Annotated in this window: 13 protein-coding genes; 7 read left to right on the top strand and 6 right to left on the bottom strand. The window is 64.2% G+C overall.

The genetic code is table 11. The features are described from left to right. Positions 1–58: 58 nt before the first annotated feature. Positions 59–895 (bottom strand): outer membrane protein, encoded by an 837-nt coding sequence (locus LH365_RS05795; RefSeq protein ID WP_226745223.1) that lies wholly within the window; start codon positions 893–895, stop codon positions 59–61. A 157-nt stretch (positions 896–1,052) separates the two neighbouring features. Between LH365_RS05795 and LH365_RS05790 the strand changes: the two genes are divergently transcribed. Beyond that, positions 1,053–1,607, top strand: a complete 555-nt coding sequence (locus LH365_RS05790; protein ID WP_226745222.1) for a mismatch-specific DNA-glycosylase — start codon at positions 1,053–1,055, stop codon at positions 1,605–1,607. On the opposite strand, the gene LH365_RS05785 is transcribed toward LH365_RS05790, so the two are convergent. Continuing rightward, a complete protein-coding gene (locus LH365_RS05785; protein WP_226745221.1) occupies positions 1,576–2,463 on the bottom strand; it encodes a hypothetical protein in 888 nt (295 codons plus the stop codon). The genes LH365_RS05790 and LH365_RS05785 overlap by 32 nt on opposite strands. Next, complete coding sequence (locus tag LH365_RS05780) at positions 2,460–3,470, bottom strand: glycosyltransferase (protein WP_226745220.1); 1,011 nt, start codon at positions 3,468–3,470, stop codon at positions 2,460–2,462. The genes LH365_RS05785 and LH365_RS05780 overlap by 4 nt, the downstream gene beginning before the upstream one ends. Before the next feature lie 376 nt (positions 3,471–3,846). Between LH365_RS05780 and LH365_RS05775 the strand changes: the two genes are divergently transcribed. From LH365_RS05775 to LH365_RS05765, 3 genes are all read left to right on the top strand, one after another. Continuing rightward, a complete protein-coding gene (locus tag LH365_RS05775) occupies positions 3,847–4,371 on the top strand; it encodes an RNA polymerase sigma factor (protein ID WP_226745219.1) in 525 nt (174 codons plus the stop codon). 78 nt (positions 4,372–4,449) lie between these two features. After that, entirely contained in the window at positions 4,450–5,409 is a 960-nt protein-coding gene (locus LH365_RS05770) for a FecR domain-containing protein (RefSeq protein ID WP_226745218.1), read from the top strand. Continuing rightward, a complete protein-coding gene (locus LH365_RS05765) occupies positions 5,354–7,765 on the top strand; it encodes a TonB-dependent receptor (protein ID WP_226745217.1) in 2,412 nt (803 codons plus the stop codon). The genes LH365_RS05770 and LH365_RS05765 overlap by 56 nt, the downstream gene beginning before the upstream one ends. 239 nt (positions 7,766–8,004) lie before the next feature. Here the strand turns inward: LH365_RS05765 and LH365_RS05760 are convergent, their stop codons facing one another. Continuing rightward, on the bottom strand, positions 8,005–8,334 hold the full coding sequence (locus tag LH365_RS05760) for a hypothetical protein (protein ID WP_226745216.1): 330 nt from the start codon (positions 8,332–8,334) through the stop codon (positions 8,005–8,007). Between the two features lie 231 nt (positions 8,335–8,565). Beyond that, positions 8,566–9,021: a hypothetical protein gene (locus tag LH365_RS05755; protein WP_226745215.1), complete on the bottom strand. Its 456-nt coding sequence runs from the start codon at positions 9,019–9,021 to the stop codon at positions 8,566–8,568. A gap of 579 nt (positions 9,022–9,600) precedes the next feature. On the opposite strand from LH365_RS05755, the gene LH365_RS05750 reads away from it, so the two are divergent. Further along, entirely contained in the window at positions 9,601–10,179 is a 579-nt protein-coding gene (locus LH365_RS05750) for a DNA-3-methyladenine glycosylase I (RefSeq protein ID WP_226745214.1), read from the top strand. Positions 10,180–10,227: 48 nt separating this feature from the next. Here LH365_RS05750 and LH365_RS05745 read toward each other — a convergent pair whose 3' ends face one another. Then, positions 10,228–10,995: a pseudouridine synthase gene (locus tag LH365_RS05745; RefSeq protein WP_226745213.1), complete on the bottom strand. Its 768-nt coding sequence runs from the start codon at positions 10,993–10,995 to the stop codon at positions 10,228–10,230. Positions 10,996–11,067: 72 nt separating this feature from the next. On the opposite strand from LH365_RS05745, the gene LH365_RS05740 reads away from it, so the two are divergent. Further along, positions 11,068–11,649, top strand: a complete 582-nt coding sequence (locus tag LH365_RS05740; RefSeq protein WP_226745212.1) for an SOS response-associated peptidase — start codon at positions 11,068–11,070, stop codon at positions 11,647–11,649. Further along, on the top strand, positions 11,646–12,224 hold the full coding sequence (locus LH365_RS05735) for a uracil-DNA glycosylase family protein (protein ID WP_226745211.1): 579 nt from the start codon (positions 11,646–11,648) through the stop codon (positions 12,222–12,224). Before LH365_RS05740 ends, LH365_RS05735 begins: the two co-directional genes overlap by 4 nt. Positions 12,225–12,230 lie beyond the last annotated feature (6 nt).

Here is a 12,230-nt window from a genome sequence, read left to right as displayed (position 1 = left end):
AGATTGGAATAGTTCCGGGTGCAGGGGCTGAGCCCCTGCCCGCCGGAGGCTCTTTTACTTACTGCCCGAACCGGAAGTTCGCCACCAGACGCACCGAGTGGTAATCGAACTTGTCCTCGTCGCGGCGCATGTCGGTGCCGGTCGCATTGACGATCAGGAACGGATTGGAGGCGGGCGCGGTGCCGGGCCCGACGCGGACGGTGTAGTCCTCGTCCTCGAAGCTGGTGTAGAGATATTCGACACCCAAAGACCACGCGTCGTTCATGCGGCGCTCCAGACCCAGACCGGCCTGATAGCCCATGGCGTTTTCATCGTCGCCGCCGCGCGGCGTGAAGCTGTTGGCGGCGTTGGTGGTGCGGAAATCGCGGTCCATCCTGGTCCAGGCCACACCCGCGGTACCGTAGGCCAGCCAGTTGTCGGTGCCGTAGCCGAGACGCCCGCGCAGGGCCGATACGACGTCGGGCGAACGCTTGAAATGGTAGGCGGCGGGCGTGGTCGAGAAGCCGGTCACGCTGTCTTCGATATCGACGGCGCTCCATTCGCCCAGCAGACCGTAGACGATATTCCCGGCCTGCCAGTCGTAGCCGGCGCGCAGGCCGATATCATAGCCGTCACCATCGTCGTTGCAGCCTGCGCCGGCATTGTTGCCGCGCGGCGAGCCGTCGCAGAAGCCCGGTGAAAAGGCGTTGGCGGGCGCGGCCGTATTGACCGTGTCGCCATAATTGCCGTCCTGATTGGTGTCGAAGATCAGGCGTTCATCGCTTTTTTCAGCGGGCTTGGCCGCGCCGATGTGGACGCCGCCATAGGGACCGCTCCAGGTCTGGGCGGCAGCGGGCCAGGCCAGAGCCCCCGCGAGGGTGGTGAGGCAAAGCAGACGGAAGGATCGATTGCGCATTATGTGCTCCGTTGTTTATGTTCGCGTCAGACATGCCCATAAGCACTAACGTCCGGGAGGCCATTGCGGATCAATCGGAGCCCCCTCATTTTAAATCAGGAAGCCAACCGGCAATCGGTTGTTATCTTATTGCCACATATAGGTTTTTTATTTTCTCATGACGGCTCTTGAACGGTCGGGGGTCTTACCCGAAAGCCATCTGGTGCCCGACCTGTTACGGCCGGGGCTGAAGCTGGTCTTCTGCGGCACGGCGCTGGGGCGGGTGTCGGCGGAGCGCCGGGCCTATTACGCGCATCCGGGTAATTTCTTCTGGCGCACCCTGCACAGCGTCGGCCTGACGCCGGTTCGTATAGCGCCCGCCGACTATCCGCGATTGCTGGACTTTGGGATCGGCCTGACCGACCTGTGCAAGGCGCACTACGGCAATGACGTGGACCTGCCGCCAGAAGCGTGGGACGCCGAGGCGCTGCGGGCCAGGATCGCGGTCAATGCACCACGGCATCTGGCCTTTACGTCGAAAACGGCGGCCAGCGTGTTTCTGGGGCGTCCGACCGGGCAGATCGCGCTGGGGCTTCAGCCGGAAACGGCAGGCGCGACGGCGTTATGGGTCCTGCCTTCGCCTTCGGGTCAGGCACGGCGCTTCTGGGACGAGACGGTGTGGCGCGATCTGGCACGCGCGGTCAGCGCTTCCCCAGCGCCTTCCGCAGTTTGAACTGCAGCTTGATGAAGGGCTCGGCGGCGGACCGGTGCAGGCGCTTGACGTCGATAAAGGTCACGTCGTCGTGCCCGGACAGGGTGTGAAAGCCGTCGGTATAGCCATCGAGCCACTCGCCGGCGGTCAACCGCCCCACCGGTGTCGCGCAAAAACGCTCCGGCGTCAGGGTGTCGATGCGCAGAAGGTTGATCGCCGCCCCATAGGTCGCCGCGCAGTCCTGCATCGGCAGGTGCAGCTTGCCGTCCTGAACGAAGGGCGTGCCGCCGGGGCGCGAGGTTTCGAGACCGGCACGCACCGGGTTGGCGGCGTGTTGCCGCCACGGCCCCCGCAGATCGTCGGCCCAGGCGACATGGAGTTCGCGCATCGCCCGGCGCTCGGCCCCCGGCAGGGCGTAGAACATCCACCAACGACCGTCGTGCCTGACCACGGTGGCGTCGATGGCCGGGAGGTCGAGCAAAGTCTTGACCGGCACCCAGCGATCGGGGAAGCGCTCGCAGCGATAGAGGGTCAAAACGCCGCTCTTGTGGGCTTCGGGCAGCATGTAAAGTTCGCCCCCCTCTTCGATCAGGAAGGGATAGGACAGGTGAAACGGTTCGATCAGGGCCGGGCCGGAGGTGACCAGCCGGTTGTCGTTATCATACTGAAAATAATGGATTTCACCGCGTTTTACCCGGTAATCCCAGGTCTCGGCGAAGAGGGTCAGCCCCTCATCGCGTTTGATCCCGAACGGATCGGCGGCGAAACGAAAACCGCCCTGCGGCGGCAGCCAGACGATTTCGTCCGCAGTGGGCGGGTTGGCGGCGACATCCGCAATGGGGCGCGGGACGAAACCCGCGTGCCACAGTTCAATCACGCCAGCGCCTCGACGGTGCAGCGCAGACGGCGGCGACCGGCATCGAAGCCGAACGCGTCGATGGCGTAGGCCTGCGCCTCACGCGCGCGGCGCAGCCAGCCCGTCCAGTTATCCAGTGCGCCGCCCAGAGCCTGCGCCAGAGCGGCGGTGTTTTCTTTCGGGAACAGCGCGCCAAACTGACCGCCGCGCAGCACTTCGGTGGGGCCTTCGGTGTCCGACGCCACCACCGGCACCCCGGCGGCCAGGGCCTCGATGACGACCAGACCGAAGGATTCCTGACGCGACGGCACGACGAACAGATCGATGCCGTTGAGGAAGGTCAGCGGGTCCTGCGCCCAGCCGCAGAACCGCACGTGGTCTTCGAGGCGCAGTTGCCGGGTCATGACCTCAAGCGCGGCGCGTTCCGGCCCGTCGCCGGCGATGCGCACCTCGAAACGCTGACCGGCGGCGCGCAGTTCGACGCAGGCCTCCAGCAGCAGGTCGAAACCCTTGATCGAATGCAGACGGCCCATGGCGCCGATCACCGGCACCGCGTTGGGTTTGCGCTTCACCGGCAGGGCGCGCAGATGCGAGAAGTTGGCGACATCGAACAGACGCAGGCCGGGAAACTTGGATTCGGCGCCTTCGCGCACGCGGCCGCTGACGCAGAGCGCCGCGGAAACGTCTCTCAGATGAGGTTTGTAGGAAGGGGTGTGGAGGACCTGCACCGTGCGCTGACGCGTGCCGATGAAGGGCATCATGCAGGCCCGACCGGCGCGGTTGCCGTGGGCGATGACCAGATCGGGACGGAAGCTGCGGGTCATGCCCGCCAGATTCAGGGCGCAGACAGGATCGTTGATGAAGCGATTGGTGAGCGGGCGAAACCCCGGCATGTCGGACAGCATACCGTCCGGATGGCCGACGCTGACGACATCGTAGCCTTCCGCCGTCAGGGCTTCGTGATAGTGACGCGCCATCAGACCGTCGCCACCCTTCGCCCTGGTCAGCATGATGTTCAGCAAACGCATTACACTTCCCCGAAAACTCAAAAACTCTGGGTACTCAATTCGACAAGATGACGGGCGATCCTTGCTTGCCAGCCTTTCGCAGGCCTTTACGGCGCAGGCCTTTCCGGAAGAAAGATCCGGACGCCGCGATGTGCGACGTCCGGTTCAGGTTTAAGCTGGAGGCCCCGGCGTTCCGTCCGCCCCCCGCAGAGCTGACGGCCACCTTCCGGAGGGGCCTCCTGTAGCGATGACACCGCCGCGGACACCTACCCTCATGTCGGAAGTGAAATTTTTTATGGAATTTTTATCGCGTCGGAACCTGTCGCGCGGGAAGTCCTTGCCCGAAAGCAAAAATCGCCTTTATATCAATGCCATCCATTAACCTTCCTGAGAGCCGATGCCCAACACCGCGCGCCTGTCGGAAATCTATTTCGCCAAACGCGACGTGCTGCTGCGCTATCTGACGCGGCTGTGCGGCGACGAGGCGAGCGCCGAAGACGTGCTGCAGGACCTCTATCTGCGTCTGATGCGCGGCGGCATCGACGGCGAGATTCAGGAGCCTCTGGCCTTTCTGTTTCGCATGGCCAACAATCTGTGGCTCAATCGCCGGCGCGCCCTCAACAGCCGGGAGGCGCGCGAAGACGCCTGGCACGGCCTCAACCCGCAGGTCGAGGCCGACGCCGACGCCACGCCGGATGCCGAGGCGGTGCTGGGCGCGCGCCAGGAACTGCGCGCCGTGCTGAAAGACATCGACGCCCTGCCGCCGAAGACACGCGACATCTTCCGCCTGCACAAGCTGGAAGGGCTCAGTCAGACCGAGGTGGCGCGACGGCTCGACATCTCCATCAGCTCGGTCGAAAAACACCTCAGCGGGGCGCTGAAACACCTGCTGGCGCTCAACCGAAGTCGGAAACTGCACTGACTTTTTTCGCGGTGCAGAAGAATTTTTTACGGGTAACGCCGTTTCAGCGTGTCATCAGGTCAGAGAGGCCGGAAAACCATGTCGGATATCGACGCGAAAATCGAAGCAGATGCCGCCGACTGGGCCGTAAAGGCGCAGTCGGGCGTGATCAGCGAAGCCGATATCGTCGCCCTGACCGACTGGCTGGACGCTTCGCCGCGTCATGCCGCCGCCTATGGCGAAGCGCTGAGCCTGTGGACCTCGCTGGATGCCCCTGTCCCCGAAGAAAAAGTCACCCCCTCGGCGTGGCGATCCATCGCGCAACGTCCGAAGCGCCGTTTCGGCCTGAGGGCCGTGGCGGGTAGCGGACTGGCCGCCGTCGTGGCGGTGGCGATCATGGCGGCGTCGGGCATGTTCGCACCGGTTCAAACCTATGATACGCAAAAGGGCGAGCGCGAGACCGTGACGCTGTCCGACGGCACGCAACTGATGCTCAACACCGACACCCGACTGTCGGTGAAGATCACGGCGTCGGCGCGCACCGTCACGCTGGACAAGGGCGAAGTGGCCATCACCGTCGCCCATAACGACGGCCAGCCCTTCCGCGTGCTCAGCGGCGACCTGACGCTCACCGACATCGGCACCACGTTCAATGTCGCGCGCCTCAATGGCGAGGTCCGCGTCGCCGTGCGCGAGGGCGAGGTGGAAATGGCTGCGCGTTCGGCGAAGACCCGTCTGCTTCCCGGCGACCTCGGCACCTACCGCGAGGCCTCGGGCGCGCGCACCATGACCAGAGCCGATCCGGCGGAGGCCTTTGCGTGGCAGTCGTCCCGTGCTATTTACCGCAATCAGCCGCTGTCCGTCGTGGCCGCCGACCTGAACCGGTATTTCGATAAGCCGATCATCGTCGAAGGCGACGCCGCGCAGTTGAGGCTAAACGCCATTCTGACCCTCGATTCGCAAACCGCGGTTGCCGGGCGTATTACTGAGTTTCTGCCGGTCGATGCCCGCACGACGCCTGAAGCCATCTATATTCGTTCCCGCGCTTCTGGCCGTTAGCCTTTTCGCGCCTTTTTTTAGCGCTTCCGGCGTTCAGGCTGCCGACCGCCGTTTCGACCTCACCCTGCCCCCCCGCGCCCTGTCGCCGTCTCTGATCGATTTGGCGGCGCAGACCGGCCTGTCCATCGGCGGGGTCGATCCCGCCACCTGCGACGCCAGACCGCGCGCTGTTACAGGCCGCCACACGGCGGAACAGGCGCTGAAACGCCTGCTGGCGGGCAGCGCCTGCCGCGTCGAGCGCATCGACGCCGTCACCTACCGCCTCGTCCGCGCCCCCCGTCCGAAGTCTGCCGCGCCCGGATTCCCGGCCCGGCCCGTCGCCCCGCCGTCGGACGACGATATCCCGCTGATCGTCGTCCGCCACCCGGCGCGCGTCTTCGACACCCCTGCCGGCATCAGCGTGGTCGCCCCGCCGCTGCTGTCCGGCAACGACACCGACCTGTCGACCCTGGCGCCGCACGTGGCGGGCATGACCGTGACCAATCTGGGGCCCGGCCGCGACAAGATCTTCCTGCGCGGCATTTCCGACAGCGTGCTGACCGGGCGCACCCAGTCGACCGTGGGCCTCTATCTCGACGACACGCCGATCACCTACAACGCCCCCGACCCGGACCTGCTGCTGGTCGACATGGCGCGCCTTGAGGTTCTGAAAGGCCCACAGGGCAATCTGTACGGTCAGGGCGCCCTGTCCGGCGTCGTGCGGCTGGTGACCAATAAACCCGCACTCGACCAATTCGAGGCCGAAATCGGCGCTTCGCTCGGCACCGCCGCCGAAGGCCAGCCGTCGTGGCGCACCAGCGGCATGCTCAATATCCCCCTGCCCGGCGAGGCCGCCCTGCGCGCCGTGCTGTGGGACGAGAAGTCCGCCGGTTTCATCAAGGACGAGGCCCTGACCCGCAACGCCAGCAACGACACCGAACGCTCCGGCGGACGGCTGTCGTTCAAATGGCAGGCCACCCCGGCCCTGACGCTCGATTCGACCCTGACCGTGCAGGACCTGCGCTCGTCCAACAGCCAGTACGTCATCGGTCGCCGGGGCCCCTACCGCCGCGCCCTCGCCCTCGCCGAACCGCACGACAATATCTTCCAGAACCTCGCCGTCGGCCTGACGCGCGAAACGGCGGCGGGTACGTGGCGCGTCGCCTTCAATCGCCTGCGCCACAAGATTCACTCCGGCTACGATGCTCAGCCCATCGGGCGCTACGTCACCATCGCCAATTCCGGCGTCTTCTATTTCGAGGAAGACCAGACCATCCGTCTGTCGAGCCTCGAAGCCAGCTACGTCTCGCCACCGGATCGCCGCGTCCGCTGGCTGGCCGGACTGTTCGCCGCGCGTAGCGAGGAAAGCTTCACCCCGCGCCTGATCGACGTCTTTACGCTGCGCACCCTGTATGACGAAGACCGCTCCGACCGTATCGACGACGTCGCCGCCTTCGCCAAGGTGACCTGGGATTTCGCGCCGAAATGGTCCGTCTCCGCCGGTCTGCGGGCCCAGCGCTCGCATCACCGCACGCTCAGCGACATCGCTCAGGTGCGCCTTGTCGATTACGCCATGTCGGGCCGCGTTACCGGCGACATCAAGGCGACGCCGGTCACCCACGAACTGATGCTCAGCTATGAGCCGTCGACGCAATGGCTGATCTATCTGCTGTCGTCCGACGGCTTCCGCACCGGCGGGTTCAATACCACCACCGCCCAGCGCACCATCGTCCCCGGCACCTATGACGGCGACCGTCTGTACAGTATGGAGGCCGGTCTCAAGTACCGGACGCCGGGCGGCCGCCTGCGTCTCGACGCCGCCCTGTTCCACATCGACTGGCGCGACATTCAGTCGGATCAGCTCCGCGCCACCGGCCTGCCGGTCACACTCAATATCGGCGACGGGCGCAATGCCGGCATCGAGGTCGAGGCCGGCTGGCGGCCCGATGACGACCTGACCCTGCAACTGCGCGCCCAGATCAGCGATCCGACCCTGCACGAGACGAACCCCATCTACGCCAAGGTGCGCGAAGACGGCATGCCCTACATCTCGCGCCACAATGCCAGCCTCAGCGCCCAGTGGCGCAAACCCCTGCTGGGCCATCGCCTGCACCACACCGCCGTCCTGTCCTATCGCGGGGGCTCGCCCCTCAACTACGGCATCAGTCAGGTCATCTGGATGAAGGGCTACACCAATCTCGACCTGGCCAGCGCCGCCGACTTCGGCCCTTATGCCCTCTCCCTGCGCGTCACCAACGCCACAGGCAACAAAAGCAACAGCTTCGCCTACGGCAACCCGTTCGCGCTGGAGACGGCGCCACAGACGACGCCGCTGCGCCCGCGCACATACTGGCTGTCGGTGAGCCGGCGGTTCTAAAGCGCAATCCGACAAAGTGGACACCACTTTTCGGAAAATTGCGCGACCAGGCAAAAACGTAGAGCCCTTCTGCGGCTCAACTGAGCCGACGAATGCTTTAGCACAAAGAAAAAGCCGCCCGGCGGAACCGGACGGCTTTCCAAATTTACCGTTCAAGCCATTGCGGCGGCAGGGTCACCGCCTGGCGAGGGCGCAAACAAAATCCGGATCATTATGTTTCCATCGGAAAACGTAGTGATCTAGTGCTTGTCGATCACCTCTTCCAGACGCGGCGCGGTGTCGATGTCGCGGCGGGCATAGGCGTCGCGGGCGGCATCGCGGGCGCGATCCCATGGCAGGTCGCCGCGATCGGGATATGACTCCCAGCGGCTGCGCAGGTCGTCGTCATTCAGATCGTTGAACGCGGCACCTGCGTTCTCACCGTACAGGTCGTAACCGAAGCGATAGGCCGGCTGAAACCGGCCGTAAGTTTCGTTCGCGCCGTACGGCCGGTTGGAAAAGTCGCGATTCCAGAAGGCGTCGTGATCGTTCCAGTCGGTGAGCGGGCCGTTAGAGATAAAGGTATTCATACTATCCTCCTGTTTTCTCTGCAATTAAGCCTAATGGCCCGCGTGTAAGGATACGATTCGGCGCTCCTGCCCCACCTGCAAAGAAAGGCGACCCCGCCTTTATTCGCCCCGTTCAGCCACGAAAAACCCCGCCCGGGGGGCGACCGGACGGGGTTTTCCTTCATATGGCCCACAATGCCGCTAAGGGCGGTGGGGCTTACCGATCCGAACGACCGGTTATGCCGTTACGGCTTACTGGGTCGGCTGCGAAGCCGCCGGTTCAGTGGCCGGAGCCGGTTCCGTCGTCGGGGCGGTCGAGTCGGCCGGAGCCGCCGGGCTGGTCGAGGTCGAGGCGGCGCCCGACTTGGCCAGCGAGGTCGCGGTCAGGGCCGACTGGTCGGCGCTCAGGGTGCCCGTTACGGTCACTTCATCGCCGATGGCGAAGGGCTGGCCGTCCGAAGTGGCGGCCGAGGCGTCAACCGAGACCTCCTTGATCGACGGCGCTTCGCCGACTTGCAGGGTGAAGGTCCCCGCCTTTTCACCCGCCGCGGCGATCTTGCCGGTCAGGGTGGTGGCGGCAGCCGGGGCTTCGGCCGGAGCGGCGGTGGCCGGAGCGGCAGCGTCCTGGGCCAGGGCCGGGGTCATCGAGAAGGCGGCGCCGGCGATGGCGAAAGCGGCGATCTTGGTCGAAAGATTAAAACGCTTCATGGTAGGGTTCCTTTCGGTTCCATTGAACCAGTTGCAAAATGTATCCGTGTTGCCCTTGCGTCCACGCATCCGGTGCGGACAGAAGGAACAGCCGGTGTCTCCCCCGTCATTGGGTGAAGCCTGTGTGCTGGGCGTTTAAGCTGTGTGGCTCAACACCGCCCCGGCTGAGTTCAAGTTAGGGTTGGCCGGGTAAGTAAACCATCGGGAAGCGGGCCGTCCGGATGTCGCCGCGCGATAAAACATGGTTCGGCCGCAATCTGTGTTTTCGCGCCCTATTTCGGCCCTGCCAAAGCCTCAGCCGCTTTGCCGAACAAGGTAAATGGCTGTGAGAATTTGAGAAAGAGTGGCAATCTCCGCGCCTTAATCGGGATCTGATCGAGACGCAGGCGGTGCGTTTTATAATAAAGACGCAAGTCCCACCCCCCAAAAGGTCAGAGGTGCGTAAAGACCGAAAATGACCGCCGTGACTCAAAATCCACATCCCTGACAAAAGTTTTTGGATTTTCCGGCTTGCTTCGGCGGTTCTGCTGACAAAAAGACGGCGAAACGGCGTTAAGCTGCCGCCAAAGGAGACGATGTATGTCCGACGGCCAAAATAAAATGACGCGCTGCGGCTGGGTCAACGAATCGAAGCCGCATTATGTGCATTATCACGACCACGAATGGGGCGCGCCGGTCCACGACGACCGCCTTCTGTTCGAGATGCTGATTTTGGAGGGCGCTCAGGCGGGACTGAACTGGGAGACGATTCTCAAACGCCGCGACAATTATCGCGCCGCCTTCAAAGGATTTGATGTGGCCGCCTGCGCCGCCCTCACCGACGAAGAGCTGGAGGCGCGGATACACGACGACGGCATCATCCGCAACCGGTTGAAAATCTGGTCGGTACGAAAAAACGCCCGCGTCTTCCTGGCGATACAAAAAGAATTCGGATCGTTCGACGCCTATGTCTGGCGCTTTGTCGGCGGTCAGCCGAAGCGCAACCGCCCGAAGACCCTGCGCGACGTACCGGCCTCGACGCCGGAATCCGACGCCCTCTCGAAAGACCTCAAAAAACGCGGCATGAGCTTTGTCGGCTCCACTATAATGTATGCCTATATGCAGGCCGTCGGCATGGTCGACGATCACGTGGAGACGTGTTTTCGAACAGCAAAGTAGGAAGAGCCGCCGGCGGGAGGGGCACCGCCCCTGCACCCGAAACGAATGTCAGGCCCTGAGCAAAGCTGTGCGCTCTTCCGGCGTCAGCAGTCGCCACTGGCCTTCAGGCAGGTCGCCGATCTCCACCGGCCCGATGCGCGAGCGGTAAAGATCGACCACGCGCAGTTCGCACATGTCGCACATGCGGCGGATCTGACGGTTGCGGCCTTCCCTAAGTACAAAGCGCAGGGTCTGCGCGCCGACCTGCTCGACCACGGCGGGCTTGAGCTTGCGCCCGTCCAGTTCCAGCCCGTGCCGCAACCATTTGAGCTTGGCCTCGAAGATCGGCCCCCGAACGTGGACGGTATAGTCCTTTTCCAGTTCGCTGTCCGGGCCGATGATGGCCTTGGCCAGCACGCCATCCTCGGACAGAATCAGCAGTCCCCGCGAATCCTTATCCAGCCGCCCGATCGGGGCGAGCTTCGAGTCCTGATTGGGCCACTGGGTCAGTTGCCCCCAGTGGTTGGGGCGGCGGATCATGCGCACCGCCGGGGTCTCGCCGGCTTCCGGCTGCCCCGACACGATGCCCACCGGCTTGTGATAGACGACGGTCAGCTTGGCGTCGAGCGAGGCCTGCGCTTCAGGATTAAAGCTGACGCTCTGCCCCGCCTCGACCTTGCGCCCGGCGTCCAGCACCACCTCGCCATCGACGCTGACCAGCCCGTCGGCGATGAAGGCATCGGCTTCGCGCCGCGAACAGACGCCCGATTGCGCCAGCCATTTGTTGAGGCGGATAGGCTCTGCGCCGTCATAGATGCGGGTAAAGGTCTCGGACATGCCGCCGTCCTAACGAAAAACGCGCCAGAGAGCCAGTCTTGTTTCCGGATAGCGCCCCTCTATAGTTGACGGATGTGCGGACAATTTCTGGCGCTGAAAGAATGGCGCGACTTTCTGAAAAGCCTCGGTATCGATGATGAGGTCATCGCTGAAGTGCTGGTCAATGTGGTCAAACCCACCCTCGCCTATCCCATAATCACCGCCGGGCCGAACCTGATGACGGCGCGCTGGGGACTGATCCCCGGTTGGGCGACAGATGCGCCGAAGGCCTCCACCTTCAATGCCCGTATCGAAACGGCGGCGGAAAAGCCGAGCTTCCGCGATGCCTTTGCACGGCGTCACGCCCTGGTGCCGGTCGCCGGTTTCTATGAGTGGTCGGGACCATCCAACCCTAAACGCCGCCATCGCATCACGCGCAAGGATAACGAGCCTCTGGTCTTTGCCGGCCTGTGGGAGGGCGACACCTTCACAATACTGACCCGCGCCGCAAGGGCGCAGATGGCGGCGCTGCACGATCGCGAGCCCGTCGTCGTCGGACGTCGTCAATGGAAGGCCTGGCTCGATAACACCCTGTTCGATCCGGCCCTGCCGCCGGAAGACTTCTTCCATATCGCCGACGATGACACCGCCCCGATGCAGGACAGCCTGTTTTGACCCTTCTCGATGAGATCAGCGCCTGCCGCGTGTGCGAGGCGCATCTGCCGCTGGGGCCGCGGCCGGTTCTGCGCGCGGGTAACCCCGCCGCCCGCGTGCTGATCGTCGGTCAGGCTCCCGGCACCAGGGTCCATGCGTCGGGCGTCCCGTGGGACGACGCTTCGGGCCAGCGCCTGCGCGACTGGATGCAGGTCACGCCGGAGGCCTTCTACGATCAGAGCCGCTTCGCCATCATGCCGATGGGCTTCTGCTATCCGGGTCGGGCGGTGACACGTAAAGGTGGGGGCGGCGACAATCCGCCGCGCCCGGAATGCGCGCCGCTGTGGCACGCCCGTGTAAGGGAAACCCTGCCCCATATCGAACTAACCCTGCTGATCGGCGCCTATGCGCAGGGCTATTATCTGAGCGACCGGCTGTCCCTGACCGAACGGGTGCGGCAGGCTGAGGGTTATGGCGCTTTCTTTCCGCTGGTCCACCCATCGCCACGCAATCGCCTGTGGCTGAACCGTCATCCGTGGTTCGAGGCGGAAATCGTTCCGGCTTTGCGCGAAAGGTTACGAGGATTGGGCCTCTAATCTCCT

It is taken from the genome of Asticcacaulis sp. AND118, assembly GCF_020535245.1.
Lineage (GTDB): Bacteria > Pseudomonadota > Alphaproteobacteria > Caulobacterales > Caulobacteraceae > Asticcacaulis.
The sequence above is the reverse complement of the archived record's forward strand: the minus strand, read 5'-3'. Positions and strand labels throughout refer to the sequence as shown.